Below are 26,254 nucleotides of genomic sequence, written 5' to 3'. Positions count from 1 at the left end.
TCAAACTCCCGCCGGGCCCGGACCGCCATGCATGTACAACGTCTGCCCGGAGCAGTAACTCGACGCATCCGAGGCGAAAAACAGGACCCCGTATCCGATCTCGTCGGGCTCGGCGATCCGGCCCGACCCGTTCGTCTGGCCGATCATGTCGATGTCGAAGCCCTGCCGTTGCGCGTCGGCTTCGAGGCCCGGGGTGCGGACCGCACCGCAGGCGATGCAGTTGACCCGCACACCCTTTCGCGTCCATGCCGCGGCCATCGATCCGGTCAGGTTCTGCAAACCGGCCTTGGCGGCACCGTAGATCGGCGCCTGCGGCATGGCCAACAATCCGGCACCCGAGGAGATGTTGACGATCGCGCCCTTACCCTGCGCGATCATCGGCTTCGCCACGGCTCGCGACAAGTACCACGCGCTGGACAGGTTCAGGTCCAGCACCTGATGCCATTCTTCGTCCGTCCACTTCATCAGCGACTTCGTCTCGCCGCCGCCGGCGTTGTTGAGCAGCACATCGACACGTCCGAACTCGCCGAGCGCCGCATCGACCAGGGCCTGACACTCGTCGGCCTTCGTCACGTCCGTCGGAACGGCGAGAGCCCGTCGCCCGAGTGCCTCGATGTCACTCGCCGTCTCCTTGAGGGGCTCGGGACGACGTCCCGCAAGCACGATGTCAGCACCGTGTTCAGCCAGCACGAGCGCGGAAGCCCGCCCGATACCGGTGCCTCCCCCCGTGATGACGGCGACCTTGCCTGCCATCGAAAACCTGTCGCTCACAGAGTCACTCCCGTCCGTCCCGATCAGATGCAATACGACTGTACAGCATGTCTCTCGACATCAGGGCCCTGGTCGAGTAAATAGATGGAATGCCGTATCCCACCGATGACGTATGGGAAGTCCTGTCGACCGCTCGCTCGATCCGGCGGTTCACCGACGAGCCCGTTCCGCCTGAGATGCTGGAACGCTGCCTGCAGGCCGCCACCTGGGCACCGAACGGGGCCAACGCGCAGCTGTGGCGCTTCATCGTGCTCGACGCTCCTGAGCAGCGCGCTGCCGTCGCCGAGGCCGCGCACATCGCTTTGCAGTCATTCGAATCCGTCTACGGGATGACGCGGCCCGACCCTGCCGACAACAGTCGCGCCGCTCGCAACAATCGCGCCACGTACGAACTGCACGACCGCGCAGGCGAATTCACCTCGGTGCTGTTCGTCGCGTTCAAGAACGAGTTCTCCTCGGAGTTCCTGCAGGGCGCGTCGATCTATCCCGCGATGCAGAACTTCTACCTCGCGGCCCGTGCCCAAGGGCTCGGCGCATGCCTGACCAGCTGGGCGTCGTACGACGGTGAAAAGACGTTGCGCGCCGCCGTCGGCGTACCCGACGAATGGTTCTTGGCTGGACACGTCGTCGTCGGATGGCCACGCGGCCGGCACGGGCCCGTCCGTCGCCGTCCGTTGTCCGACGTGGTGTTCCACAACAGTTGGGATCCCGACCACGCCGACATCACCTACGGCAGGGGTGCTCGACCTCGAGGCAAGTGAGCGCTGCTAGCGCATGACGTGAGCATATTGCCGGTGCGGATGAACATCGAAAAGCTCACGGTAGGAAGGTGGTTGGCGTCCGCCCTCATCGGTGATCCCGTACTTGACGGCGAGTTCAGCGCCAATCAACGTCTGCCCGGTGACATCCATCACCGCCGGATCTCGGAACAGCTCCCAGATCACGTGTCCGGTCAATTCCGGCGTCTCGGCGGTGTCGAGGATGTGGCCGAACTTCTCGGGATTACTGGCGACAATCGCCCGGACCCGGTCGGTCAGCAGCGAGCCCATCCATATCGAGACAGCAGCGATCCCGGTGTCCTTGAAGTCGAACGCCATATCGGCGGCCATCTTGTCGACACCGGCCTTCGGGACTCCGTAGGCGGGTCCGAAGGCGTAATGCACCGAACCCGATGACGAGGTGAAGACGACCAGGCCCTTGCCGTGCGGCACCATCAGAGGTGCGGCATACACGGTCGCCACATAACTGCTGCGCAGTCCGACGTTGAGCGTGTCGATGACGTTGATCGGCTCTTCCCAGAACTTGGTGCGCCCCATCATCTCGTCGCGGATGATCGCGGCGTTGTTCACCAGGATGTCGATGCGGCCCTGCTCGCGGCCCACCCGCTCGAAGAATGCCTCGACCTGCTCGTCGTCAGCGTGGTCGACAGGAGCCGCGATACCCACACCGCCTGCCGCGCTGACTTTTTCGGCCGTCTCCCCGATGGTTCCGCGTACGGTTCCGTCGCTTTCGACAGTGCGGCCTGTCACGTAGACGATGCAACCGTGCGCGCCCAGCGCATGCGCGATTCCAGCACCTGCGCCGCGGCTCGCTCCTGTCACCACAGCAACCGGACGATTCTCCGTCATGCCAGTCCTCTCACACGACCGCACCGCCGTTGACGCCGATGACCTGTCCGTTGACATATCCGGCCGCCTCTGAACAGAGGAACGAGCAGACCGCCGCCACATCCTCGGGACCGCCGACCCGGCCCGCCGGAATGGCCTGGGTCAGATACTCGTCCGGCGGAAGTTTTCCTTCGGCCTGCTGCCGGCGCAGCATCGGTGTCTCGATCACGAACGGCGGCACCGAATTCGCGGTGACCCCATGCCGGGCGTAATCGCGCGCGACGGTCTTGGTCATCGCGATGACGCCGCCCTTGGTCGCCGAGTAGTGCCCTTGTTTCGGCCCACCCTGCTGGCCCGCTGCTGATGAGATCGTCACGACTCTGCCCCACCCGGCTTCGACCATGTCCGGTAGTGCCGCGCGGATGCTCAGGAACGTTCCGGTCAGGTTGACGGCGAGGTATCGGTTCCACTCGTCGAGGGTGATTTCGTCGAAGCGGGTGAATCCGCCGATCGCAGCACTTGTCACCAGCATCGCGAGGGGTCCGAATTCGGCTCGGACTGCGGCGAATGCCGCTTCGTCCGAGACGTCGGCCGCCACGGCGGTGGCCTGCGCACCGCGGCCGCGCAACTTTTCGGCGAGCTTCTCGGCGGCATCAGCGTCGACGTCCAGCACGCCGACGCGGTGGCCGTCTGCGGCCAGCCCCGTGCAGATTGCCTCGCCGAGACCCGACGCGCCGGTCACCACCGCCACTCGACTCACCGCTGCTCCTCGCTTCGCTGTACGAATGTATAGCACAACCGAGGCGGCTCACCAATGGCTAGGCGTAGATGGCTCCGCGCAACCAGTCCCGGTCGCCAAGGTAGCGGCCAGCGAGCTGCGCTGTGCCCTCGGCGAAACCGTCGGCGAACTCGATTGCGCTGTCGGCGTTGGCATGTGAGGCCACCCAAGCGGTGAGTTGCAGCCGGCGCAGCATCACGAACGAGGGGATCATCTCCAGATGCTCGGCGGGTAATTCACGCTGCTCGCGATAGCCCGCGAGCCACTCCGCGATCATCGTCTCGGCCGCCGGCGTGTCCTCGATGAACGACACCACCGCGCCGAGATCGGCGAGATGCCACGTCCAGCCACAGTCGTCGAAGTCGATGACGGTGATGGGTCCGTTCGGCACCTGCGGGTCGATCATCAGGTTCGCCATCCGCAGGTCGGCGTGGATCAAGCCGAATCGATCTGGAGTACAACCGAATTCGCTGAGGCGGCGCTGCAGCTCCACTACGGTTCGTTCGAGCGTGTCCGCGCCGGCGACGCTCAGCCCGGGAGCATCGCGCCAGTTGCCCCATCGACCATTCGGCCCGATCATCGAGTCGAGATCCCAGGAGAATCGCGTGAAGTAGGTCGGTGCCTTCCACTGCTGGACATGATCGTGCATGGTGGCGGTGATCCTGCCGAGCTGATCGAAGCCGACGGCCTCCGGCATCTCCTCCGCCGTGCAGCCGGTGATGAACGTCACGGCGTCGACGTTGAGTGGCAGCTCGTTGCGCACCACCGTGACCACCTCGCTGCCGTCCCGTGCCGGGATGAGCTGCGGCGTCACCACGTCGGTCTGTTCGCGCAGCGCCGCCATCCAGGCCAGCTCCGAGCGGATCGCGTCCAGTGAGTGGTAATCGGCGCGGTGCACCCGCAACACCAGCGGATCGCCGTCGTCCACCAGGTACGTGGCGTTCTCCGACAGGCTGAGCAGGCGTAACGGCGCGTCGGGGGCCCGTCCGTAGGACGGTAGGGCTGCGCGCGCGTACACATCGTGATCGGCGGGAAGTCCTGACACTCCCACAGTGTGACCCACGCGGGCGGATGCAGCAGACTGACAGCAATCACCTGCGAATGCCGGAGGCACTGGGCGTGAGCTTTTCGAACATCATGGACTCCAACAGCTACTCGGCGGGGTCGGGCGGTGATCCGCTGATCGCCGACCGCGAACGGGTCCTCGGCCCCGCCTACCGGTTGTTCTACGACCGACCGGTGCACCTGGTCCGTGGGCGGGGCAGCCATCTGTTCGACGCCGACGGCGCCCGCTACCTCGACGCCTACAACAACGTGGCCAGCGTCGGGCACTGCCATCCGCACGTCGTGGACGCGGTGTCGCGGCAGATGGCGACGCTGAACACCCACACCCGTTACGTGCACCGCGGAATCGTCGAGTACTCCGAGCGGCTGCTGGCCACCATGCCCGACGAAGTGAACCAGGTCATGTACGCCTGCACCGGGTCCGAAGCGAACGACCTGGCGCTACGTGTCGCCGAGATGCGTTCCGGTGCAACGGGTGTCATCATCACCCGCGATGCCTACCACGGCAACACGGCGCTGGTGACCTCGATCTCGCCGTCGCTCGGCAGTGCGACCACCATCGGGCCGAATGTGCGGATCGTTGACCCGCCCGATACCTACCGCGTACCCGCGGATCAACTCGCAGCCCGCTTCGCGGGCGAGGTGGCGCAAGCCGCCAACGACCTGACGGCGGCCGGCTACGGTCTCAGCGCCCTGATCGTGGACACCATCTTCTCGTCCGACGGCATCTACGCCGACACATCGGTGCTCGGAACCGCCGTCGCCGAGGTGCGCGCCCGCGGCGGGGTGTTCATCGCCGACGAGGTACAGCCTGGATTCGCCCGCACGGGTGATGCGATGTGGGGTTTTGACCGCCATGGCGTCGTGCCCGACATCGTGACCACGGGCAAGCCGATGGGCAACGGCATCCCGATCGCGGCGATGGCCGCTCGCGCGGACGTGCTCGAACCGTTCGCCGTGGGTGTGCCGTACTTCAACACCTTCGGGGGCAACCCGGTGTCGATCGCTGCGGCGTCGGCAGTCCTCGACGTGATCGAGGACGAAGGTCTGCTGGCCAACGCGGCGACCGTGGGACAAGCCCTGCGGACGCACCTGGCGGGGATCGACGATCCCCGGTTGGGCGACGTCCGCGGCGCGGGCCTCTATGTGGGCGTCGAGATCGTCACCGATCCCGAGACGAATACACCCGACCGCGCGCAGGCCCGTCGGCTCGTCAACGCGCTGCGGGAGCGACGTGTGCTGATCTCGGTGTGCGGCCACGACGGCAATGTCCTGAAGATCCGTCCACCGCTGGTGTTTTCGCTGTCCGATGCCGACTGGTTCGTTACCGAATTCACAGCCGCCCTTGGCGTCTAGCGGCCGTGCAGTATGAAATCCGCTGCGCGCCAGGCCATCGCCATCACGGGCCCGTTGAGGTTCCCCGCGACCATGGTGGGCATCACCGAGCAGTCCACCACCCGGAGTCCGTCGACTCCCCTGACTCGCAGCTGGCTGTCGACGACGTCGTCCTCGTTCGGGCCCATGGCGCAGGTGCCGACGGCGTGATAGCCGCAGTAGCCACCGTCGAGCGCGGCGTCGACCAGATCCGCATCACTGCTCACCTCAGGCCCGGGATACGTTTCGTGGCTGATGCGTTCAGCAATCGGTGACTGCTCGAAGATCGAGCGCATCGTGCGCATCAGGTTCGCTGTCGCCTCACGGTCATCCGCGGTGTGCAGATAGTTCGGTGTGATGCGCAGGGCGCCGGCCGGATCGGCGGACGTGATCTCGACATACCCCTGCGAGGTGGGGCGCAAAACCATGCCCAGGCACGAAATCCCGGGCTCCCGCTCGATGACGACCGGCTCACCGGTGTTGTACGGCGGCAGCGTCCAGGGCCCCATCATCACCTGCCCGTCCGGCCGCTCGGCGCCCGGTTGCGCCTTGACGAAGCCGACGACGTCGAACGACGGCGCCGCGAGCGGCCCCTTGCGGGTCGCCAGGTACTTCATCCCGGTGAGGGCCTGTCCGAGGCTGGTGGCCAGGCGCTTGTTGTAACCGAGATCCTCTTTCAGTCGATACCGCAAGGTGGCGCAGCGATGTTCGCGCATCCTGCGGCCGACGTTCTCCCGGTCGAGGCGCACGGGTACACCGGCGTGCGTCAGGACCTCGCGTGGACCGATGCCTGAAAGCTGCAGCAGCCGCGGCGAGTTCAGGCTGCCAAGGGCGATGATCACCTCGCGGGTGGCCCGCACCTCTTCGGTGCCGTTGCCGGTCGCGACGTCGAAGCCCACCGCGCGGTCGCCGTCGAACACCACCCGCCGCGCGGTGACCCCGGTGCGGACCTCCAGATTGGGGCGACGCGACGCGGGCTTGAGAAATGCGGTCGCCGCGCTGACGCGACGTCCGCTGCGGATCGTGGATGTCGCGTAGCCGATCCGCGCCTCGTCCGACTCGTTGATGTCCTGTACCCGGCTCAGCCCGATCCCGGTCGCGGCGTCGATCATCTCTTCGCACAAGGGATCCGGATCACGCGGTACGGACACGTGCAGCGGACCACCGGAACCGCGGGTCGCGGTCGCACCGAACGCGTTGTCTTCAAACGTCTTGAAGATCGGCAGGATGTCGTCCCAGCCCCACCCCTTGTTGCCGAGACGCTCGAGGGCGTCGTAGTCGGCGCGTTGGCCCCGGTTGTAGATCATCCCGTTGACGGAGCTCGAGCCACCGATCACCTTGCCGCGCATCCACTGTTCGACATGGGGATTGGGCCCGAACGGGGTGGTCTCGTAGTGCCACATGAACTTCTCGCTGTCGAAGAGCTTTCCCGATCCCTTGGGGATGTGCAGCCACGGACTGCGGTCGGGGCCACCCGCCTCGATCAGCAGCACATTGACAGCCGGGTCCTGCGACAACCGGCTCGCCAGCACGCATCCGGCCGATCCGGCACCGGCGATGATGTAGTCGTAGCGCGTCACTGCGGTTTCTGCCCCTCGCTCAAGCGGTGCTGTACGAGCGTATAGTACGCCAACGGGTCGGGGGCGGAAGGCGAATCAGCCTTCGATGGCGGGCAGCACCAGCGTGTCGATCAGCTGCCGCACGAACGGCGCATCCACTCGTTGCCCGCGGATCACCCGTAGCAGGCTCATCGCGGTGGTGACGTCGGCGACCAGTGACCAGTCCCGGCCGGCGGCGATCTCGCCGCGCGCCTCGGCTTGCCGCAAGATCGTCGAGATGACGTGCGGCCCCCGCAACAGCATCAGGTGATCCAGCGCGGACGCGAGTTCCGGGTCGTTGGCAGCCTCCATCGCGACGCGCAGGATCAGGTCGTTCGACACCAGGGATTCGTCGTTTCGCTTGACACGCTCGACCAACTCGTCGAAGTCGCCCCGCAGGCTTCCGGTATCCGGGGCGCTGTTGTCGAGCAGATCGGGCCGCCAGTAGACCAGGGCGTCGGCCATCAGCGCCGCCTTCGACGACCAGCGACGGTAGATGGCCGCCTTTCCGACGCCCGCACGTTCGGCCACGTCATTCATGTTCGTTGCGTCGTAACCGTTCTCGGTCAGGCAGGCCAGGGCGGCGTCGAGTATTGCAGGGTCGCGGGACCGGTCGAGCCGACCGTCCGTGCGCTGGCGCAGCTTGGATTCCGACATCGCCTGTCAGCCTAGTTTTTCACTGCATCGCCGAGATCGGTGCGGTATCCGCCCCTCGCTCGTCTTTTCGGCGGTATCGGTCGACGATCCGGAAGGTGTTCAGCGGCCACCAGAACCATCGGCCGAGCGCGGCCGCGATCGAGGGCGTCATGAACGACCGCACGATCAGGGTGTCGACGAGTAGGCCGATGCCGATCGTCATCCCCAACTGGCCCACCACCCGCAGATCGGACACGATCATCGACATCATGGTGAACGCGAACACCAGCCCCGCCGCGGTCACCACGCGCCCGGTGGCACCCATGCCGCGAATGATGCCGGTGTTCAGGCCCGCGTGGATCTCCTCTCGCAGTCGCGAGACGACCAGCAGGTTGTAGTCGGAGCCAACGGCCAACAGGATCACCACCGACAGCGGGATGACGATCCACTGCACGCCGAGGCCCAGTATGTCCTGCCACAGCAGGACTGAAAGTCCGCACGCGGTACCCAACGAGGCAGCGACCGTCCCCACGATGACCAAGGCGGCGACGACGCTGCGCGTGATCAGCAGCATGATCGCGAAGATCAGGATCATCGACGCGATGCAGGCGATCAGCAGATCGGTTTTCACACCGTTCTGCATGTCGGCGTAGAGCGACGCCGTCCCCGACAGCGACACCTTGGCGTTCTGCATCGGAGTGCCCTTGACGGCATCGGCGACCGCGTCCCTGATGCCCGCGACGTGCTCGATCCCGTCGACCGAGGCCGGGTCCCCCTGATGCGTGATGATCATCCGGACGGCTTTGCCGTCGGGCGACACGAACATCTTCAAGCCGCGTTCGAAGTCCGGGTTGCTGAACACCTCCGGTGGCAGATAGAACGAGTCGTCGTTCTTCGCCTGGTCGAAGTAGTTGCCCATCATCGTCGACCCCTCGGCGGCCTCCTGCATCTGCTTCTGGATGCCCGCCATGGTGCTGTGGGTCGCCAACATGAAGTCCCGCATCGTTTTCATGGACGCGATCGTGGGAGGTAGCACCTCGAGCATTTGCGGCATCAACGCGTCGAGCTGGTCGATGTCACCGGCCAGCCCCTCGAGCTTCCCCGCCAGCTGGTCGATGCCGTCGAGCGAGTCGAACAACGAGCGCAGCGAGAAACAGATAGGGATGTCGTAGCAGTGCGGTTCCCAGTAGAAGTAGTTGCGAATCGGGCGGAAGAAATCGTCGAAATTGGCGATGTGGTCGCGCAATTCGTTGGTGGTGTTCACCATGTCGTGCGTTCGCGCCGTCATGTCGTGGGTGACTCCGACGATCTGCTTGGTGATGTCGTACATCCGCTGCATGTTGGCGATGGTCTTGCTCAGCTCATCGGCCTGTTCGAGCATCTGCGCGGTGTTGTCGTTGTTGTACTTGGCCGTTTGCAGTGTTGCCGAATTCTGCATCGCGATCTGGAACGGTATGGAGCTGTGCTCGATCGGCGCACCGAGGGGCCGCGTGATGGTCTGCACCCGATCGATGCCGCGAAGGTGGAAGACACTCTTGGCAACTCGGTCGATGATGAGCATGTCCGCGGGATTGCGCAGGTCGTGATCGGCCTCCAGCATCAGCAGTTCTGGGTTCATCCGCGCCTTCGAGAAATGCTGCTCGGCGACGGCCATGGCGATATTGGACGGCAGGTCGGCCGGGGTGAACTTGTCGTCGTTGTACTGCGGCACATACGTCATCAGGGCGGCGAACCCGACGACCGCGACGAAGGATGTCGCAACGATGACCGGTTTGGGCCACCGCACCACCACCGTGCCGACCTTTCGCCAACCTCGCGTCGACAGTTCACGTTTGGGATCGAGCAGCCCGAACCGGGAACCCACGACCAGTACCGCCGGTGCCAGCGTCAGCGCCGCCGCGACGACCACCAACAGCGAGATCGCGCAGGGCAATGCCATGCTGGTGAAATACGGCAAGGTGGTGAACGACAGGCACATACACGCGCCGGCAATCGTCAATCCCGAACCGAGAATGACATGCCACACTCCGTGGTACGCGTCGTAGTACGCGTCGACACGGTCGAGTCCTCTGGCCCTGGCCTCCTGGTACCGGCCTAGCAGGAATATGACGTAATCGGTGCCGGCGGCGATGACGAGCATCGTGACCATGCTGACCGCATACGGGGTGAGCCCGATGATGTTCAGGTTGCCCGCGGTCGCGGTAACGCCCTGTGCACCAAAGAGTTCGATACCGACGATCACCAGCGCGATGAGGGCGGTGACGATCGACCGGTAGACGATGAGCAGCATGACGAGGATGACGCCGATCGAGACTAGCGCCATGACGGCAAGGCTCTTGTGCCCGGCGATGCTGGTGTCGGCGACAAGTACGGCGTTGCCTGCAACGTGGGCTTGTACCCCCGGCGGCGCCTGCACCGAATCGACGATCTCGCGTACCGCGGCCACCGACTCGTGGCTGGGTGTGGTGCCCTGCGCGCCGGTCAGAAACACCTGAACGTAGGCGGCCTCGGCGTCGGGACTCTGCACGCCCGCCGCCGTCAGCGGGTCACCCCAGAAGTCCTGTGCGAACTGCACATGTTCGTGGTCGGCTCGAAGCTTCGCCAGGATTTCGTCGTAGTACTGGTGGGCGCTGTCGCCGAGCTTGTCCTGCCCCTCGATGACGACCATGGCCGTTGAGTCCGTGTCGAACTCATGAAACACCTTGCCGATGTTCATCATTCCTTGGAAGGCAATGGAGTTCTTCGGGCTCATCGACACGGAATGTTCGTCGGCGACGGTGTCGAGCGACGGTGAGATAACGGCGAGCAGTGCGGCGAGCAGAACCCAGCCGACGATGATCGGTACCGCCAATGTCCGGATGAGGCGAGGGACCATCGATCGTGGTGGTGTGGAATGCGGATCGCTCATACGGACTTCACCAGGCAGTAGATGAACGGCTTGTACTCGTCGGTGCTGCGGTCGTCACGCACCTGACCGTCGACGACGACGCGACACCGCAAATCGGATACGCCGGCGGCGGCCTGGGCGACGATATTGGCCGACATCGACGGCAACGTGGTGACGATCGTGTAGGACCACGGCAGGGTGGCGTCGACGTGATGCGGCTGGCCGTTCTCGTCGAGATAGTCGACGCTGACCGGTCCGCCCGGCGACGAACTCGAGATTTCGTAGGTGATGTTCTTCGGATTGAACGGATCGGTGAAGCCGCCCCCCGATTCGGCACCCGTCGTCAGCTCATGACCGCCGATGTCGCCGCGGATGCGCAGTACCGCGTACGCGCCGAGCGCGACGACCACCACCAGGAGCAGCGGCATCCACGCCTTGGTGAGTAACCGAAACACTCGACCTCCTCGCCCCCAACCACGCCACGGAACCCGAGTTCCGTGACCGTGACGGACGTTACTCCGCGGTCCTGGGCGCCGCTCGTCCGCGTCCCCCGGAGGGTCGCCGACGCGGGACAATGAGTCGATGCGACTGCCCGTGATGCCGCCGGTCTCGCCGATGCTGGCCAAACCGGTGAAAACGATCCCGCCGGGGGCGTCGTATGAGCCCAAGTGGGACGGCTTCCGGTCCATCTGTTTCCGCGACGCCGACGAGGTCGAGCTGGGCAGCCGCAACGAACGCCCGATGACCCGCTACTTCCCCGAGCTCGTCGCCGCCGTCCGCGCCGAACTGCCGACACGCTGCGTCGTCGACGGCGAGATCGTCATCGCCACCGCCCAGGGACTGGATTTCGAAGCGCTGCAACAGCGCATCCATCCGGCCGACTCACGGGTTCGGATGCTGGCCGAGAAGACACCGGCGGCGTTCATCGCGTTCGACCTCCTGGCCTTCGACGACGAGGACTACACGCAGCGGCCGTTTCACGAGCGGCGCGCCGCGCTGGTCGACGCATTGGCGCAATCGGGCCCGTCGGTCCACGTCACGCCCGCAACTACCGACCTGCCCACCGCGCAGCGCTGGTTCGCCGAGTTCGAGGGCGCAGGCCTCGACGGCCTGATCGCGAAGCCGCTGACCATCACCTACCAGCCCGACAAGCGCGTCATGTTCAAGATCAAGCCCGAGCGGACGGCCGACTGCGTGGTGGCGGGCTACCGCGTGCACAAGTCCGGTGACGACGCGATCGGCTCGCTGCTGCTCGGCCTCTACAAGGACGACGGCACCTTGTCCTCGGTGGGTGTCATCGGCGCCTTCCCGATGGCCACCAGGCGTCAGCTGTTCACCGAATTGCAGCCGCTGGTAACGACATTCGACGAGCATCCGTGGAAGTGGGCCGCCCACATGTCGGGTGAACGCACACCCCGCCGTAATGAGGGATCGCGGTGGAACGCGGGCAAGGATCTCTCGTTCGTACCGCTGCGGCCCGAACGGGTCGTCGAAGTCCGCTACGACCACATGGAGGGCGAGCGGTTTCGCCACACCGCGCAGTTCAACCGCTGGCGGCCCGACCGCGACCCGCGATCGTGCACCTACGGCCAGCTCGAGCAACCGGCCACCTTCAGTCTCAGCGATATCGTGCCCGGACTCGTCGCAAACGTGTGATGCTCGCGGGGTGATGATCCGCACGACGGCAGCGACGACCGCCCTGGTCGGTGTGGCAGTTGTGCTGGCAGGTCCGGCGTGGGCGGACGATCGGTTGGACGGCGACTTCACCTTCATCAACGGGCCGACGTCGAACACGTGGACCATCACCACGCAGTGCAATCCCGAGGTCACCTGCGGCGGGACCATCTCCACGTCGATCGGGTTGATCGAACAGATCAGCCGCGTCGCCGGCGGCCCCTGGATCGTCGAACGCACCGACGTACCGAACGGCCGCGTCTGCCCCGACGGCAGCACCGGCCCCGCCGATCTGATGTATTCGTTCGATCCCGCGACCCTCGTCGGCGCCGTCAGCTTCCGCTCAAAGCCCGGCGTCTGCGGCGATCCGGACTGGACTTCCGGCGAGAACCCCGTCAGCCTCGTCCCGCTGTAACGGCGATTTCGGCGTGCTGGGTCACGCTCAGCGAGACTGAACACGCCGAAATCGCAGCGAATCGGCAGTTTGAATCACCGCCACCTGGGCACGCGACACGGATGTCTGGAACGAGTTTTCAGGACCTTCCGCTGGCCGACCGTGACCGCGAGTGGGACGGCGGCGCCGCCGAGAAGCGGGTGCGTAAATGGGCAGGCGCGGAGGACGAACCCAACCAGAAGTACCGCGACGCCCACGTCTGGTACGACAGCGACAACAAGGACAACTTCACCGCATACAAGCTGCTGATCGCCGATGTCGTGGACGGCAAGCTCGAGGCCGTGCCGCGCGGTGTGATGGCGGCGGGCGGCATCATGAACGGCGCCCGCGGCGGTGTCGACCTGCCGAAGGACGATGTCGACCGGGTCAAGAGCCACCTCGCGAAGTACTACAAGAAGATGGGTGAGGACCCGCCCTGGGAGCGCGACTAGCTAGATTGCGGGAGTGAATGCAGGCAGGTTCGCCCCGAGCCCGTCTGCCGACCTGCACATCGGCAATCTGCGCACGGCGGTGCTGGCGTGGCTGTTCGCCCGCTCGACGGGGCGCCGGTTCCTCGTGCGCGTCGACGATCTCGACGACCGAACCTTCACCGACATCGCCAACCGCCAGCTCGACGACCTCGCTGCCATCGGGCTCACCTGGGATGAGCCGCCCGAGTGGCAGACCCGGCACGCCGACCGCTACGACGCCGCGATTGCACAGCTGGCCGACCGCGCGTTGATCTACGAATGTTATTGCAGCCGAAAGGATATCGCGCAGGCGCCGCGGGCTCCGCACGCGCCGCAGGGAGCGTATCCGGGGACGTGCCGCGACCTCACCGACGCCGAACGCGCGGACAAGCGGGCGGAGCTGAACCGTCCGCCCGCGCTGCGGCTGCGCACCGACGCGATCACGTACACGGTGCACGATCTGCTGCACGGCGACTACACCGGAATCGTCGATGACTTCGTGGTGCGGCGCGGTGACGGTGTACCCGCGTACAACCTGGCCGTGGTCGTCGACGACGCGGCGCAGGGCGTCGACCAGGTGGTTCGAGGGGACGACCTGCTGCCGTCGTCACCGCGTCAGGCGTATCTCGCCGCGCTGCTCGGCTACCGCGAGCCGACGTATGCGCACGTTGCCCTCGTGCTGAATGAGGACGGTGCACGGCTGGCCAAACGCGACGGCGCCGTCACGCTCGCCGAGATCGGTGTGCACACCGCGCTGCGGCAGATCGCCGAATCGCTTGGCTACCAAGCGAACACGGTTGAGGACATGCTGCCGCAGTTCGACCCGGCGCAGCTGCCGCGTCACCCCTGGATCTACACGCCGCAGTAACTCGCGAGCAGACGCAAACTCCCCCAAAACCTCGGCGTGTCGGGGGTTTTCACGTCTGCTCGGCGGGGCTTGAAGGGGGTCAGGGGCCTATTCGACGGGTGAACGGCCCTTGGCCGCCCGCTCTGCAGCGGCCAGCAACTCGTCGCGGAACTGCGGATGTGCGATCGCCGCGAGCGCCTCGCCGCGCTCGGCGACCGTCTTGCCCTCCAACTCGGCGGCGCCGTATTCGGTGATGATGACGTCGACGTGGTGGCGGGGCGTCGTGATCACCGCGCCCGGGCCGAACCAGGGCACGATCCGCGACTGCAACGTGCCGTCCTTGGTGAAGGTCGACGGCAGGCAGATCAGCGAGCGGTCCGACAGCTCGAGGCCTGCCCCTGCCACGAAATCCTCGGCACCGCCGATGCCGCTGAACTGGTGACCGTTGAGGGTGTCGGCGACGACCTGGCCCTGGATGTCGATCGCCAGAGCGCCGTTGATCGAGACCATGAGGTCGTTGTCTGCGATCATTTCCGGCGAGTTGACGATCTCGACCGGCAGGAACGCCACGTCGGCGTTGTCGTCCAGCCATGCGTAGAGGTCCGCCGAGCCGAACGCGAAGGTCGTCACGCTCTTTCCGTGATACTGCCCCTTGCGCGCATTGCTGATCTTTCCCGCCCGGTGCAGGTGCATGCAGCCGTCAGTGAACATCTCGCTGTGCAGCCCGTAGTCACCGCCGTCGCCCTCGGCCAGCAGCGTGGCGATCTGGTTGGGAATCGAGCCGATCCCTGTCTGCAGCGTCGCGCCGATCGGAATGAAGCCAACGGCGTGCCGCGCGATCGCCTTGTCGGCCTCGGTGGGCGGTACGTCGCCGCCGGGCAGCGCGAGCGGGGCGTCCGTCGACTGCACCAGGATGTCGATCTCGTCGACGTGCAGCGCGTGGCGATGGTCCTCGCCCAGCCCGAAGGTCCGCGGGTAGGCGTCGGAGACCTCGACGATCAGCAACCGGTCGGGATCGGCGCCGGCGCGGTGCAATTCGCCGATCGTGCCGCCCGCGTGCAGCGACAGCGAGCACCAGCCGTCGGTGTCGGGCGGCGTCGCGACCGTCGTCATCACCCGCGGTCGCTGCCGTTCCAGCAGCGGCCCGAAGCGGCGGAAGTCCGCGGGTGCGAACTCGATGTCGGCGCCGCTGTCCCGCAACGCCCGCTCGAGCGGACCGAAGAAACCCGACCGGTACTGGACACCGCTGCGGGAGAACAACTCGGTGAGCACCGCGACCAGCGCGCCGTAGACGCGCAGATCGGTCCAGTCGTCGCGCTCGCCGAGGGCGCGCAGGAACGCCGGCGGCTGACCTGGGCCCAGCGGCATGCCCAGCGTGTCGGCGGGGCGTAAACGGGCAGCGGCCTGCTCGGCGGTGAGCTCCTCGGGCATTGCGTTAGCCAATCACGCCGACCGCTCCGCGCCCAACGGCCTCAGCCTGAGCAGAACTGTGTCGCCGGCCCGCGCTCGGTTGGTAGCGTCCGCAGGTGCACCATCTACCGAGATCGATACTCGCGGTCCTGCTGCTGACGGCACTGGCGCTGACGGCCTGCGGCTCCTCGGGTACCGACAGCAGCGACCCCATCAAATCGGCAGGCGTGCTGCGCGTGGGCACCGAAGGTGTCTACCCGCCGTACTCGTTCCACGATGCGAGCCAAGGCGGCCAACTGGCCGGCTACGACGTCGACGTCGCCAAGGCCGTCGCCGAAAAGCTCGGCGTCGAAGTGGAATTCGTCGAGACGCCGTGGGACGCCATCTTCGCGGCGCTGGAAGCCGACCGCTTCGACATCGTCGCCAACGAGGTCACGATCACCGAGGAGCGCAAGCAGAAGTACGACCTCTCCGAGCCATACTCGATCGCCCAGGGCGTGATCGTCACCCGCAAGGACGACAACTCCATCACGTCGTTGGCGGACCTGAAGGGCAAGCGGACCGCGCAGAACCCCACCAGCAACTGGGCGACGGTCGCGCGGAACGGCGGCGCCCAGGTCGAATCGGTCGACGGCTTCTCCCAGGCGATCTCCGTGCTCAACGACGGCCGGGTGGACGCCGTCGTCAACGACAGCATCTCGGTGCTGGCCTACAAGGCCGAACACCCCGACGCCCCGATCAAGATCGCCGTCAGGCTCGACGAGCGCAGCGATCAGGCGTTCGCGGCGCGCAAGGACAGCGGGTTGTTGCCCGAGCTGAACAAGGCGCTCGACGAGTTGCGGGCCGACGGCACGTTGACCCGGATCTCGGAGAAGTACCTCGACGTGGACCTTTCGAAGGCGGGGCCGACCAGTACCTGGCAGCTGATCCTCGACAACCTCTGGCCGCTGGCGCGTGCAGCGATCGAGAAGACCATTCCGCTCACGATCATCAGCTTCGCGATCGGTCTGGTGATCGCGCTTGTCGTCGCGCTGGCGCGGTTGTCGTCGAACCTCGCGATCTCGGGCCTCGCCCGGTTCTACATCTCGATCATCCGCGGCACCCCGCTGCTGGTGCAGCTGTTCATCGTGTTCTATGCGCTGCCCCAGATCGGTGTGCGAATCGCGCCGTTCCTCGCCGCGGTCATCGCGTTCTCGCTCAACGTCGGCGGCTATGCCGCGGAGATCATTCGGTCCGCGATCCTGTCCATCCCGAAGGGGCAGTGGGAGGCCGCCGAGACGATCGGCCTCGATTACGTTGGCGCGCTTCGGCGGATCATCCTGCCGCAGGCCACGCGCGTCGCGGTGCCACCGCTGTCGAACACGTTGATATCGCTGGTGAAGGACACCTCGCTGGCGTCGACCATCCTGGTGACCGAACTGTTCCGGACCGCGCAGAACGTCGCGGCTCCGACCTTCGAGTTCTTCGCGCTCTATGGGACTGCGGCGCTGTACTACTGGATCATCTGCCTCGTGCTCTCGTTCGCGCAGAACAGATACGAGCGCCGGCTGGAAAGGTATGTGGCTCGATGACCGAGTATCGCGTCAAGGCGGAAGGCGTACGGAAAGCCTTCGGAGACAACAAAGTTCTCAACGGTGTCTCGTTCGAGGTCGCACAAGGCTCTGCGACGACGATCATCGGTCCGTCGGGTTCGGGGAAGACGACGCTACTGCGTGCGCTCAACGCGCTCGACGTGCCGGACGCGGGGGTGATCCGCGTCGGCGATACCGAGATCGACTTCTCCAAGCCGGTCGCCAAGGATCAGCTGCGGAAGTATCGAGCTCAGAGCGGCTTCGTGTTCCAGTCCCACAACCTCTTTCCGCACAAGACGGTGCTGCAGAACGTCACCGAGGGCCCGATCGTCGTGCAGAAGAGGCCGCGCGATGAGGCGGAGGCCGAGGCCGTCGAACTGCTCGATCAGGTGGGGCTGGTCGCCAAGAAGGACCAGTACCCGTTCCAACTGTCCGGCGGACAGCAACAACGCGTCGGCATCGCGCGCGCCCTGGCGCTGAAGCCGAAGGTCGTGCTGTTCGACGAACCGACGTCGGCGCTGGACCCCGAACTCGTCGGCGAGGTGTTGTCGGTGATCAGGGATCTGGCCGTCGAGGGCTGGACGCTGGTGATCGTCACCCACGAAATCCAGTTCGCCAGGCAGGTTTCCGACCAGGTGCTGTTCACCGATCACGGCGTCATCCTGGAGAAGGGTCCGCCGTCCGAGGTGATCGGGAATCCGAAGGAGGAGCGCACCCGCCAGTTCCTGGAACGGATCCTCAACCCTCTCTGAACTCCCGAAAGCACGCGGGCATCTGTGAGAAAGTGACCCGATGGTGCAGCCGTCGATCAGGGAAGCCGACGTCATCGTCGTCGGAGCGGGACTCTCGGGAATGATCGCCGCCCGAAAGCTGCTCGAAGCGGGCCTCACCCCGCTGGTCCTGGAGGCCGACGAGCGGGTCGGCGGACGCATCCTCACCGAAGAGGCCCTGCCGGGCATCCCGGTCGAACTCGGGGCACAGTGGATCGGCGACACCCACGAACGCATGTTCAGGCTGGCGGCAGAACTCGGCGTCGAGACCTACCCGCAGTACGACGAGGGCGAGACGTCGTACGAACTCGTCGACTCAGGGGTGTTGCGGGAGAACGAGTTTCACGACCGGTTCGAGTCGGAGCTCAAGGAGCTCGAGCTGGTGTTGCGCAGGCTCGACGTGCTGGCCGAGGAGGTCCCCGTCGAGGCGCCGTGGTCGGCGCCGCGGGCACTGGAATGGGACGCCGTCACCGCCGGCGCCTGGTATGACGCGCAGGGACTTTCGCCCGTCGCGCGCACGCTCCTGGAGATCTGCACCGTCGGGATTCTCGCGGTCCCCACCGCCGAGGTCTCCTTTCTGCACCTGCTGTTCACGATCAACACGTGCGGGGTGACGTCGGAACTGTTCGCCGAATCGGAGGGCGGCGCGCAGACCACCCGCTTCGTCGGCGGCACCAGCGAGATCCCGAAGCGGCTGGCGGCCCTCATCTCCGACCACATCGTGCTGAACGTGCCCGTCCAGCTGATCGAGCACACCGCCGACAGCGTCACCGTGCACTGCCGCGGCGGGCCGGTCGCCCGCGGCCGACGGGTCATCGTGGCGATCTCGCCGACGCTCGCCGGTCGCATCATGTACGACCCGCCGTTGCCGGGGATCCGCGATCAGCTCACCCAACGCCTGCCCAACGGCTCGGCGATGAAGGCGTTCTTCATCTACGACGAGCCGTTCTGGCGCAGCGACGGGCTCAACGGCCAGCTCATCTCCGACATCGGCCCGGCCCGGATGTCGAACGACACCTGCATCCCCGGCGACGACCGCGGGGTGATCCTGCTGTTCCTCGAAGGCGATCAGGCCCGCACCTACGGCCGCCTCCCCGAGAGCGAGCGCCGCGAAGCGCTCACCGCGGAACTCGTCCGCCACTACGGCAGCGCCGCCGCCAAACCGGAGTTCTATGTCGACGGCGAATGGTCGGAGCGGCAGTGGACCCGCGGCTGCTACAACGCCAACCACGGACCCCACGTCTGGACCACCTACGGGCCGGCACTGAGCACACCAGTCGGCGCGATCCATTGGGCGTCAACGGATACCGCCACCTATTGGAGCGCCTATATGGAAGGCGCGGTCGACGCAGGCGAACGAGCCGCCCAGGCCGTCATCGCCGAGCTTTCTTAGCGATTTCGGCGTGCTGGGTCACGCTGAGCGAGACTGAGCTCGCCGAAATCGCAAGTTTGTCACGTCGAGTAGTAGCGGCCCAGCACGTGCGCGCGCAGCTCGTCGAACTCACCCGTCCGGATCGCCGCGCGGATCTCGTCGACCATCCGGATGACGAATCGCTCGTTGTGGATCGTGCAGAGCGTCGCGGACAGGATCTCCTTGGCCTTGAACAGGTGATGCAGGTAGGCCCGGGTGTAGTTGGCGCAGGTATAGCAATCGCAGTCGGCGTCGATCGGCGAAAAGTCACGCCGATACCGCGCATTCGTGATGTTGAACCGCCCGGTCGACGAGTACACCGCGGCGTTGCGCGCCACCCGCGACGGCGAGACGCAGTCGAACGTGTCCGCCCCCGCGGCGATCGCGTCGAACAGGTCGTCGGGCTCGCTGATGCCGAGCAGGTGCCGCGGCTTGTCCTCGGGCAGCTCGCTGGTGACCCAGCCGACGATGGTGGCCAGGTTCTGCTTCTCCAGCGCCCCGCCGATTCCGTAGCCGTCGAAGCCGACCCCGTCCTCACCGACGATCTTCGTGAGCCCGCGGGCCGCGGCCCTGCGCAGGTCCTCGTACTGCGCGCCCTGCACCACACCGAACAGGGCCTGCTTCGGCCGATCGGGAGCCGCCGCGGTGAGCCGGCGGTGTTCGATCACGCACCGCACCGCCCAGTCGTGGGTGCGCTGCACCGATTGTTCCTGGTAGCCGCGGGTGTTCACCAGGGTCGTGAGCTCGTCGAACGCGAAGATGATGTCCGCCCCGAGCTGGTGCTGGATCCGGATCGACCCCTCAGGGGTGAAGCGGTGCGTCGAGCCGTCCAGATGCGACCGGAACGTCACCCCGTCGTCGTCGACGTTGGCGAGCCGTTCCTTGCCTTCGGCGATGATGTCGTCGGCCTGCACGCGCTCGGTGTCCATCGCCAGCACCTTGCGAAAACCGGCGCCCAGCGAGAGCACCTGGAAGCCTCCGCTGTCGGTGAAAGTGGGTCCCGGCCAGTTCATGAATGCGCCGAGGCCGCCCGCCTCATCGACGATGTCGGGCCCCGGCTGGAGGTACAGGTGATAGGCGTTGGCAAGGATGGCCTGCGCACCAAGACTTTTCATGGTCTCCGGCAGCACGGCCTTGACGGTCGCCTGGGTACCGACGGGAATGAACGCCGGCGTGTGGATGTCCCCACGCGCGGTTCGGATGACGCCCGCGCGCCCCGGCCGGCCGGGCAGCTGCGCGTCGATGCTGAAAAAAGGGGCCGACGAGTCTTTCGGAGCAGACGAATTCGGCGCGGCCACGTCGTAGATTCTGCACTGTGAGAACTCAGCTGCTGGTCACCGCCGTCCTCGCCCTGACACTGGCAGGTTGCTCGTCGGGGCCTCCGGAGTACACCCCACCGGCCGGCCAGCTGGTCGCAGGCACGGCACAGGTGACGGTCAACGGTCAGGACACGGGCACCACCGACGCGGTGCAATGCAACACCACCGGACCCCTGACCATCATCACGACCGGCGACGAGGCCAGCGGCATCACCGCGATGGTGTCGAACAAAGACGAGCTCACCGCCGAGTCGGTCGCCATCCGCGACCTCGGCGGGTTCACCGGCAGCTACAACGCCGGGCTCGGCGACAGCGCCGAGGTCACGATGTCCGGCCGCACCTATGACATCTCCGGGACCGCCGACGGCTTCGACACCGACAGCCCCAGCTTCCGGAATTCGGGAACTTTCGCAATCAAGGTTTCCTGTTAGCTGGCGGCCCGACGCGGGTCACGTTTTCGTCTAAATCGGTGTGACGTGTGATGGGGCGCACCATACTGCTGAAGACGATCCGCCGATCTTGTCGGGTCGCGACAACACAAAGGAGAACAGTGGTGAAGCGTGGGTTCGTGGTCGCCGTGGGCGGCATGGCTATCCTCATCGCCGGTCTGACCGGGTGTTCATCTGGCGAAAAGAAGTCTGAGACCACCGGGGAGACCTCCTCTGCCGCCGCGGCCGAGGGCAAGACCACAGTCACTATCGACGGTGCGGACCAGGCGGTCCAGGGCACCGTGGTGTGCAGCTCCATGGGGGGCAACATGAACATCGCGATCGGCGATGCCGCGACGGGTATCGCTGCGGTCGTCAGCGAGGGCGATGAGCCCACGGTGCAGTCGGTGGGCCTGGGCAACGTCAACGGCGTGACGCTCGGCTACCAGAGCGGCACCGGTCAGGGCGAGGCCAAGGCCGAGAAGGACGGCAAGACCTACAAGATCAGCGGCACCGCGACGGGTGTGGACATGGCCAACCCGCTGCAGCCGGTCAACAAGCCATTCGAAATCGAGGTGACCTGCCCGTAGTCAGGGCACACGAGGCTCGTTTCGGCGGCGGCGTCCCGAAAAGGGGCGCCGCCGTCGTCATACGGACTCAGGCAGGCGGCAGGGTGTAGCCGGCGGCGGACTGCCGCAGCTGCCAGATCTGCGCCGGGCACAGCTCGTTGACGGCCTGGTTGATCAGATAGGCGCCCTGGTAGTAGTCGGCCGTGTGGAAGTCGGCCTTCACCTGGTCGACCAGTTGCGCGTAGCTCATCTTGCCCGCCACGCGGTCGCAGATGGTGTTTCCGTAACCGATCGCGGCGTCGGCGTTCGGGAAGTTGTACCCGGGCCGCACATGCACGTTCACGAGGTACGCGACGACGTCCGCCTGGGCCGTCGGCGCCAGCACAACTGCGCTCGCGGCGGTAGCCACGGCGGCTGCCGCAGTGGTAAAGGCCAGCTTCATGAACCGAAACCATACGCGGGCCGTGCCGGGAAAACCTACGCTATGGCTCATGAAGATCCTCGCGGCAGCAGCATTGGCGTGCGGATTCGTGGCGGCGCCCATGGTGATCGCGGCGAACGCATCGGGCTCCCCCGGCTACTGTGACGGCGCGGATTGCGTGCCATATCTCACACGCAGCGCGGTTGCCGGCGAACACTGCGTGCAGAACACCCGCTACAACTGGGGTATCGACGCGTCGGGCAACACCTTGGCCTGCAGTTCGGGCAGCGTCTGGATCCCGGCTCCGCCGCTGGTGGGGGTGCGTACGCTGCGGCTGCCCTGTGGCGAGGAGAAGGGCGTCGCCCAATCCCCGGACGGCGTTCCGCTCGCCTGCGTGGGCGGCGCCTGGTCCGCCGATTACAGCTGGACGTTCTACCGCTAAGTCACACACTGATAACGCGCCGGTTCCCTGCGTGAGATTTCGGCACTTTCGGGGTACAACGACGGGCGTGGCAATCGATGCGTGTTCGCGACCGGTCGAGTCGCTTCGCATCGAGGTTCCTGCGGTGGCTGAGCGGCTCGCCGAAATCCGACGCAAACTGACCGGCTGGCTGAAGCCGATCGGGGTGTCCAGCGCGAGCATCGCCGACATCGTCCTCGTGGTCAACGAGGCGTGCACCAACTGCATCGAGCACGCGTACCGAGACATCGTCGGTGGGTTCATCCGCGTCGACGCGGTTCACGACAACGGCCAGATCGTCGTCGACATCGCCGATGACGGCGTGTGGCAGACACCTCCCACCCAGCCGAGCACCCGCGGGCGGGGGCTGCCGATCATGCGCGCGGTGAGCGCAGGCGTCGACGTCGACTCCTCGCCGGAGGGCACCACCGTGCGAATGCGATTCGCCGCGCCTTAAGGCTGGGTTAGGGCTGAGGGAGCCGCACCACCTGAACGAAGAACTCGTCGATCTGACGCACCGCGTTCATGAACTGATCGAGATCGACCGGCTTGGTGACGTACGCGTTGGCGTGCAGCTTGTAGCTGCGCAGGATGTCCTCCTCCGCCGAGGACGTCGTCAACACCACCACCGGAATGTGGCTGAGGTCCGGATCGGATTTGATCTGCTCGAGCAGCTCGCGGCCGTCGTACTTCGGCAGGTTCAGGTCGAGCAGGATCAGATCGGGCCGCGGAGCGTCCTCATAGGCGCCGCGGCGGTACAGAAAGTCCAGACCCTCCTCGCCGTCGTGTGCGACGTGAAGGTTGTTCTTGATCTTGTTGTGCTCGAACGCTTCCCGGGTGATCAGCTCGTCTCCCGGATCGTCCTCGACGAGCAGCACGTCGATGGCGCGCACGTCCGATGTCATGCAGGTGTTCCTTCCAGGTCGGCCGCGACGCCTTGGTCGGCGGTGTCGGTGGTAACGGGAATCGTGAATCTGATCCTGGTTCCCCCGTTGAAGGAGTTGTCAATCCAGATGCTGCCGCCGTGGTGTTCGATGATCTTCTTGCACAGCGCAAGGCCGATTCCGGTGCCGGTGTAGACGTCGCGCCCGTGCAGCCGCTGGAAGATCACGAACACCTTGTCGGAGAACTCTTCGGGGATGCCGATGCCATTGTCGGTCACGGTGAGTGTCCACGGCGCATCGGGCTCATCTGCGTTGCGTTCGCAATCGATGACGATGCGTGGGGCAACCCCGTCGCGTTTGAACTTCACCGCGTTGCCGATGAGGTTCTGCCACACCATCGTCAACAGGGTGGGATCCCCGATGATGTGCGGCAGCGGCCGCCCTTCACGGACGATCTCGGCGCTCGATTCGGTGATCGCGGTATCGAGGTTCTCGATCGCTTCGTCCAACGTCTCGCCCAGGTCGACCTCGACGCGGGTCGGGTTGAGCCTGCCGACACGGGAGAAGGCGAGCAGATCGTTGATCAGAATCTGCATGCGCTTGGCACCGTCGACGGCGAACGCGATGTATTCGGTGCCGCGTTCGTCGAGCTTGTCCCCGTAGCGCTTCTCGATGAGCTGGCAGAACGACGCCACCTTGCGCAGCGGCTCCTGGAGGTCATGGCTGGCGACGTAGGCGAACTGCTCGAGCTCGGCGTTGGACCGCTGCAGCTCGAGAGCCTGCTCGGCCAGTTGGGCCTGCGCCGTCTGCGTGGCTTCGAGCTCGTCGATGATGCGCTGGCGCATGTCCTCGACGTCAGCCGCGATGGCCCGAATGTCTTTGGGACCCTGGGGGACGATCTTCTCGCTGAAGTCACCCTGGGTGATTTTTCGGCACGATGCGGCCAATGCGGTGAGCGGACGGGTGACGGCGTTTCTGATCACCACCGCCGACAGCACCGCGGCAACGATCAGTGCGACGGCGATCGCGGTGAAGACCGCATTGCGCCAATTCTGCAGCACCTCAAGCTGATTGACCGCGTCGTCGCGCTCCTGCTGCAGGTGCCTCAGCTGGGCGTCGAAGTTCTGCCGAAGGCTGTCGAACAGGGCCTTCCCCCGCGTGGCGGTGCCGGTATCGGCAACCTCAGGTGCGGTCGGTTTGATGTCGGCGATAAGCGGCTCGGCGTAAGTGCTCCGCCATTCCGCGGACGTGCGCTCAATTGCTTCCAGGTCGTCGAGCAGTCTCGTGCGCTCACCCGCATGCTCCCGAATCACCTGCGCCGCAGCGGCTTCGGCCTTTTGCCCGGCAACATACGGCTCGAGGAACCGAGGATCAGCGGAGATCGCATACCCGCGTATCGAGGTCTCCTGATCGCGCAACGCAGCCTGCAGCTGGTAGGCCGCGATGCGCATCGGCCCGATCTGTCCGGTGATCTCGTTGGACACCTTGTCGTTGCGGTTCAGCAGCACCGCACCGGCAATGGCTCCGGCGAGCACGACGACACCCAGGACTGCAAGAATCAGGTTCTGCCAACCCTGAACGGTCGGCTGCCATTTCATCCGGTCGTCGTCCGCTCGACCCGCACCACCGCGATGTCGTCGCTGATGCCACCGACGGACTGCGCGCGACGCTCGACGTCGTTGATCAACGCGTTGACGAACTGAGCGCCCGGAAGGTGCGCATACGAGCGCGCAACCTCGAGCAGACCCGACTCCATCAGGCGCTCGTTGCCGTGTCCGGACCGCCCCTCGAACAAGCCGTCCGTCAAGAGCACCAGGCCGTACCCCCGCGGAAGCTCCATGATGTTCAGCGGCCATTCGTAGCCGTTGAGCCCCAACGCCGGCCCCGCCTTCGGCTCCAACCAGTCCACCGAATCCGGCCCGTGCAGCAGCATGCCGGGATGGCCGGCGGACACCACATTGAAACTCAGGTCGTCCGGGGACAACGCGACGGACGCCACCGTCGCGAAGATGCTGGTGCCTGGACGCTCGGTGCTCAGGATTCGCTCCAGCTGACGCATCCGGGCGTTGCCGCGCAGACCGGCGAACGTCAGCGCGCGCCAGCCGATGCGCAGGGCAACGCCGAGCGCCGCCTCGTTCGGACCGTGGCCGGCCACGTCACCCACCATGACGTGCACGGTGCGGTCGGGCGTCTGGACGAAGTCGTAGAAGTCGCCGCCGAGTAGCGCGAACTGCCGGCTGGGCCGGTACTCCGCGACGATGTCGACGCCGGGGTTGTCCAGCAACAGCGGCGACGGCAGAAGACCCCGTTCGAGGCGGGCGTTCTCCTTGGCGCGCAGTTCGCTGGCGTGCAATTCGACGGCAGTGAGTTCCGCGCGCTTGCGCTCGACCGCGTACAGCAGGGCGCGGCGCAGCGTATCGGGCTCGACACGACCCTTGACCAGGTAATCCTGCGCACCCGCCGCGAGCGCGGACACGCCGAAGTGTTCGTCGTTGAGACCGGTGAGCACCACGACCGGCATGGTCACGTCGTGCCTGGCCACCTGGTCCAGCGCCTTGATGCCGTCCGCGTCGGGGAGGTTGAGGTCTAGCAGCATGCAGTCCGGACGGGCCTCATCCATCACGCGATGGGCGTGCTCCATCGACTGCGCCCACACCACCTGAATATTGGCGTCCGCGTCGGCGATCAACTCTTCGACCAACACCGCGTCTGCTCGGTCGTCTTCGACGAGCAGCACCGAAAACGGCCGCTCAGCGGCCGTTTTGTCGTCTGTCATGCTCACCGCAGGGTTATAAACCGAAGGCACTTGCAACCACGTTTCTCGCGCTTGTCACCGTGGCCGCTCTGACCTCTTTTTTAGTGACCCTCCGA

At 65.8% G+C, this 26,254-nt stretch carries 27 protein-coding genes; 13 read left to right on the top strand and 14 right to left on the bottom strand.

What is annotated here, in order from left to right:
* Positions 1-771 carry an SDR family NAD(P)-dependent oxidoreductase gene (locus H7J93_RS27735; protein ID WP_267309489.1) on the bottom strand — a complete coding sequence of 257 codons (771 nt, stop codon included), beginning with the start codon at positions 769-771 and terminating at the stop codon, positions 1-3.
* An 89-nt stretch (positions 772-860) separates the two neighbouring features.
* On the opposite strand from H7J93_RS27735, the gene H7J93_RS27730 reads away from it, so the two are divergent.
* Complete coding sequence (locus H7J93_RS27730) at positions 861-1,532, top strand: nitroreductase family protein (protein WP_267309488.1); 672 nt, start codon at positions 861-863, stop codon at positions 1,530-1,532.
* A gap of 6 nt (positions 1,533-1,538) precedes the next feature.
* On the opposite strand, the gene H7J93_RS27725 is transcribed toward H7J93_RS27730, so the two are convergent.
* Genes H7J93_RS27725 through H7J93_RS27715 form a run of 3 tightly spaced genes read right to left on the bottom strand, consistent with a single transcriptional unit; the run spans position 1,539 to position 4,201 of the window.
* Positions 1,539-2,399, bottom strand: a complete 861-nt coding sequence (locus H7J93_RS27725) for an SDR family NAD(P)-dependent oxidoreductase (protein WP_267309487.1) — start codon at positions 2,397-2,399, stop codon at positions 1,539-1,541.
* A 10-nt stretch (positions 2,400-2,409) separates the two neighbouring features.
* Complete coding sequence (locus H7J93_RS27720) at positions 2,410-3,138, bottom strand: SDR family NAD(P)-dependent oxidoreductase (RefSeq protein ID WP_267309486.1); 729 nt, start codon at positions 3,136-3,138, stop codon at positions 2,410-2,412.
* 58 nt (positions 3,139-3,196) lie between these two features.
* Positions 3,197-4,201, bottom strand: a complete 1,005-nt coding sequence (locus H7J93_RS27715) for a phosphotransferase enzyme family protein (protein WP_267309485.1) — start codon at positions 4,199-4,201, stop codon at positions 3,197-3,199.
* 74 nt (positions 4,202-4,275) lie between these two features.
* Between H7J93_RS27715 and H7J93_RS27710 the strand changes: the two genes are divergently transcribed.
* Positions 4,276-5,577, top strand: a complete 1,302-nt coding sequence (locus H7J93_RS27710; protein ID WP_267309484.1) for an aspartate aminotransferase family protein — start codon at positions 4,276-4,278, stop codon at positions 5,575-5,577.
* On the opposite strand, the gene H7J93_RS27705 is transcribed toward H7J93_RS27710, so the two are convergent.
* The 4 genes from H7J93_RS27705 to H7J93_RS27690 all read right to left on the bottom strand — a co-directional run bounded on the left by H7J93_RS27705 (position 5,574) and on the right by H7J93_RS27690 (position 11,171).
* Complete coding sequence (locus H7J93_RS27705) at positions 5,574-7,175, bottom strand: GMC family oxidoreductase (RefSeq protein ID WP_267309483.1); 1,602 nt, start codon at positions 7,173-7,175, stop codon at positions 5,574-5,576. The two genes, H7J93_RS27710 and H7J93_RS27705, sit on opposite strands and share 4 nt — an antisense overlap.
* Positions 7,176-7,250: 75 nt before the next feature.
* Complete coding sequence (locus tag H7J93_RS27700) at positions 7,251-7,850, bottom strand: TetR/AcrR family transcriptional regulator (RefSeq protein ID WP_267309482.1); 600 nt, start codon at positions 7,848-7,850, stop codon at positions 7,251-7,253.
* 19 nt (positions 7,851-7,869) lie between these two features.
* Positions 7,870-10,737: an MMPL/RND family transporter gene (locus H7J93_RS27695; protein ID WP_267309481.1), complete on the bottom strand. Its 2,868-nt coding sequence runs from the start codon at positions 10,735-10,737 to the stop codon at positions 7,870-7,872.
* Complete coding sequence (locus H7J93_RS27690) at positions 10,734-11,171, bottom strand: MmpS family transport accessory protein (RefSeq protein WP_267309480.1); 438 nt, start codon at positions 11,169-11,171, stop codon at positions 10,734-10,736. Before H7J93_RS27690 ends, H7J93_RS27695 begins: the two co-directional genes overlap by 4 nt.
* 127 nt (positions 11,172-11,298) lie before the next feature.
* Here H7J93_RS27690 and H7J93_RS27685 point away from each other — a divergent pair, with 127 nt between their 5' ends.
* From H7J93_RS27685 to gluQRS, 4 genes are all read left to right on the top strand, one after another.
* Positions 11,299-12,372, top strand: coding sequence for an ATP-dependent DNA ligase (locus tag H7J93_RS27685; RefSeq protein ID WP_267309479.1), 1,074 nt, complete (start codon positions 11,299-11,301; stop codon positions 12,370-12,372).
* Between the two features lie 13 nt (positions 12,373-12,385).
* Complete coding sequence (locus H7J93_RS27680; protein WP_267309601.1) at positions 12,386-12,805, top strand: hypothetical protein; 420 nt, start codon at positions 12,386-12,388, stop codon at positions 12,803-12,805.
* 101 nt (positions 12,806-12,906) lie between these two features.
* Positions 12,907-13,275, top strand: a complete 369-nt coding sequence (locus H7J93_RS27675) for a hypothetical protein (RefSeq protein WP_267309478.1) — start codon at positions 12,907-12,909, stop codon at positions 13,273-13,275.
* Between the two features lie 13 nt (positions 13,276-13,288).
* Positions 13,289-14,161 (top strand): tRNA glutamyl-Q(34) synthetase GluQRS, encoded by an 873-nt coding sequence (gluQRS, locus tag H7J93_RS27670; RefSeq protein WP_267309477.1) that lies wholly within the window; start codon positions 13,289-13,291, stop codon positions 14,159-14,161.
* Positions 14,162-14,248: 87 nt separating this feature from the next.
* Here the strand turns inward: gluQRS and H7J93_RS27665 are convergent, their stop codons facing one another.
* Positions 14,249-15,571 (bottom strand): acetyl-CoA hydrolase/transferase family protein, encoded by a 1,323-nt coding sequence (locus tag H7J93_RS27665; protein WP_267309476.1) that lies wholly within the window; start codon positions 15,569-15,571, stop codon positions 14,249-14,251.
* A 95-nt stretch (positions 15,572-15,666) separates the two neighbouring features.
* Here H7J93_RS27665 and H7J93_RS27660 point away from each other — a divergent pair, with 95 nt between their 5' ends.
* Genes H7J93_RS27660 through H7J93_RS27650 form a run of 3 tightly spaced genes read left to right on the top strand, consistent with a single transcriptional unit; the run spans position 15,667 to position 19,284 of the window.
* On the top strand, positions 15,667-17,121 hold the full coding sequence (locus H7J93_RS27660) for an ABC transporter permease subunit (protein WP_267309475.1): 1,455 nt from the start codon (positions 15,667-15,669) through the stop codon (positions 17,119-17,121).
* Positions 17,118-17,873, top strand: coding sequence for an amino acid ABC transporter ATP-binding protein (locus H7J93_RS27655; RefSeq protein ID WP_267309474.1), 756 nt, complete (start codon positions 17,118-17,120; stop codon positions 17,871-17,873). The genes H7J93_RS27660 and H7J93_RS27655 overlap by 4 nt, the downstream gene beginning before the upstream one ends.
* Before the next feature lie 40 nt (positions 17,874-17,913).
* A complete protein-coding gene (locus H7J93_RS27650; protein ID WP_267309473.1) occupies positions 17,914-19,284 on the top strand; it encodes a flavin monoamine oxidase family protein in 1,371 nt (456 codons plus the stop codon).
* A gap of 59 nt (positions 19,285-19,343) precedes the next feature.
* Here H7J93_RS27650 and tgt read toward each other — a convergent pair whose 3' ends face one another.
* On the bottom strand, positions 19,344-20,600 hold the full coding sequence (tgt, locus tag H7J93_RS27645; protein WP_267309472.1) for a tRNA guanosine(34) transglycosylase Tgt: 1,257 nt from the start codon (positions 20,598-20,600) through the stop codon (positions 19,344-19,346).
* A 17-nt stretch (positions 20,601-20,617) separates the two neighbouring features.
* On the opposite strand from tgt, the gene H7J93_RS27640 reads away from it, so the two are divergent.
* Together H7J93_RS27640 and H7J93_RS27635 are read left to right on the top strand one after the other, a co-directional pair.
* On the top strand, positions 20,618-21,052 hold the full coding sequence (locus H7J93_RS27640; RefSeq protein ID WP_267309471.1) for a lipoprotein LpqH: 435 nt from the start codon (positions 20,618-20,620) through the stop codon (positions 21,050-21,052).
* Positions 21,053-21,174: 122 nt separating this feature from the next.
* Positions 21,175-21,639, top strand: a complete 465-nt coding sequence (locus H7J93_RS27635) for a lipoprotein LpqH (protein ID WP_083155014.1) — start codon at positions 21,175-21,177, stop codon at positions 21,637-21,639.
* A gap of 67 nt (positions 21,640-21,706) precedes the next feature.
* On the opposite strand, the gene H7J93_RS27630 is transcribed toward H7J93_RS27635, so the two are convergent.
* Positions 21,707-22,060, bottom strand: coding sequence for a DUF732 domain-containing protein (locus H7J93_RS27630; protein ID WP_267309470.1), 354 nt, complete (start codon positions 22,058-22,060; stop codon positions 21,707-21,709).
* A gap of 49 nt (positions 22,061-22,109) precedes the next feature.
* Here H7J93_RS27630 and H7J93_RS27625 point away from each other — a divergent pair, with 49 nt between their 5' ends.
* The gene (locus tag H7J93_RS27625) at positions 22,110-22,481 is read left to right on the top strand and encodes a hypothetical protein (protein ID WP_267309469.1); all 372 of its coding nucleotides are present in this window, start codon (positions 22,110-22,112) and stop codon (positions 22,479-22,481) included.
* A gap of 67 nt (positions 22,482-22,548) precedes the next feature.
* Positions 22,549-22,956 (top strand): ATP-binding protein, encoded by a 408-nt coding sequence (locus tag H7J93_RS27620; protein WP_267309468.1) that lies wholly within the window; start codon positions 22,549-22,551, stop codon positions 22,954-22,956.
* Positions 22,957-22,963: 7 nt separating this feature from the next.
* Here the strand turns inward: H7J93_RS27620 and H7J93_RS27615 are convergent, their stop codons facing one another.
* The 3 genes from H7J93_RS27615 to H7J93_RS27605 are packed head-to-tail and all read right to left on the bottom strand — an operon-like array spanning position 22,964 to position 26,159.
* A complete protein-coding gene (locus tag H7J93_RS27615) occupies positions 22,964-23,404 on the bottom strand; it encodes a response regulator (protein ID WP_267309467.1) in 441 nt (146 codons plus the stop codon).
* The gene (locus H7J93_RS27610) at positions 23,401-24,981 is read right to left on the bottom strand and encodes a sensor histidine kinase (protein WP_267309466.1); all 1,581 of its coding nucleotides are present in this window, start codon (positions 24,979-24,981) and stop codon (positions 23,401-23,403) included. Before H7J93_RS27610 ends, H7J93_RS27615 begins: the two co-directional genes overlap by 4 nt.
* Positions 24,978-26,159 (bottom strand): PP2C family protein-serine/threonine phosphatase, encoded by a 1,182-nt coding sequence (locus tag H7J93_RS27605; protein ID WP_267309465.1) that lies wholly within the window; start codon positions 26,157-26,159, stop codon positions 24,978-24,980. Before H7J93_RS27605 ends, H7J93_RS27610 begins: the two co-directional genes overlap by 4 nt.
* Between the last annotated feature and the right edge of the window lie 95 nt (positions 26,160-26,254).

The sequence above is a fragment of the Mycobacterium barrassiae genome (assembly GCF_025822765.1).
Taxonomy (GTDB): Bacteria; Actinomycetota; Actinomycetes; order Mycobacteriales; family Mycobacteriaceae; genus Mycobacterium; species Mycobacterium barrassiae.
The sequence above is the reverse complement of the archived record's forward strand: the minus strand, read 5'-3'. Positions and strand labels throughout refer to the sequence as shown.

What these genes read in the sequence shown, in the direction of transcription:
- H7J93_RS27675 (WP_267309478.1), top strand. Translation starts at nt 12,907, where the DNA reads ATGTCTGGAACGAGTTTTCAGGACCTTCCGCTGGCCGACCGTGACCGC.
- H7J93_RS27725 (WP_267309487.1), bottom strand. Translation starts at nt 2,399, where the DNA reads ATGACGGAGAATCGTCCGGTTGCTGTGGTGACAGGAGCGAGCCGCGGC.
- H7J93_RS27625 (WP_267309469.1), top strand. Translation starts at nt 22,110, where the DNA reads ATGAAGATCCTCGCGGCAGCAGCATTGGCGTGCGGATTCGTGGCGGCG.
- H7J93_RS27615 (WP_267309467.1), bottom strand. Translation starts at nt 23,404, where the DNA reads ATGACATCGGACGTGCGCGCCATCGACGTGCTGCTCGTCGAGGACGAT.
- H7J93_RS27680 (WP_267309601.1), top strand. Translation starts at nt 12,386, where the DNA reads ATGATCCGCACGACGGCAGCGACGACCGCCCTGGTCGGTGTGGCAGTT.
- H7J93_RS27700 (WP_267309482.1), bottom strand. Translation starts at nt 7,850, where the DNA reads ATGTCGGAATCCAAGCTGCGCCAGCGCACGGACGGTCGGCTCGACCGG.
- H7J93_RS27610 (WP_267309466.1), bottom strand. Translation starts at nt 24,981, where the DNA reads ATGAAATGGCAGCCGACCGTTCAGGGTTGGCAGAACCTGATTCTTGCA.
- H7J93_RS27605 (WP_267309465.1), bottom strand. Translation starts at nt 26,159, where the DNA reads ATGACAGACGACAAAACGGCCGCTGAGCGGCCGTTTTCGGTGCTGCTC.
- H7J93_RS27650 (WP_267309473.1), top strand. Translation starts at nt 17,914, where the DNA reads ATGGTGCAGCCGTCGATCAGGGAAGCCGACGTCATCGTCGTCGGAGCG.
- H7J93_RS27685 (WP_267309479.1), top strand. Translation starts at nt 11,299, where the DNA reads ATGCGACTGCCCGTGATGCCGCCGGTCTCGCCGATGCTGGCCAAACCG.
- H7J93_RS27730 (WP_267309488.1), top strand. Translation starts at nt 861, where the DNA reads ATGCCGTATCCCACCGATGACGTATGGGAAGTCCTGTCGACCGCTCGC.
- H7J93_RS27665 (WP_267309476.1), bottom strand. Translation starts at nt 15,571, where the DNA reads ATGCCCGAGGAGCTCACCGCCGAGCAGGCCGCTGCCCGTTTACGCCCC.
- H7J93_RS27655 (WP_267309474.1), top strand. Translation starts at nt 17,118, where the DNA reads ATGACCGAGTATCGCGTCAAGGCGGAAGGCGTACGGAAAGCCTTCGGA.
- H7J93_RS27630 (WP_267309470.1), bottom strand. Translation starts at nt 22,060, where the DNA reads ATGAAGCTGGCCTTTACCACTGCGGCAGCCGCCGTGGCTACCGCCGCG.
- H7J93_RS27695 (WP_267309481.1), bottom strand. Translation starts at nt 10,737, where the DNA reads ATGAGCGATCCGCATTCCACACCACCACGATCGATGGTCCCTCGCCTC.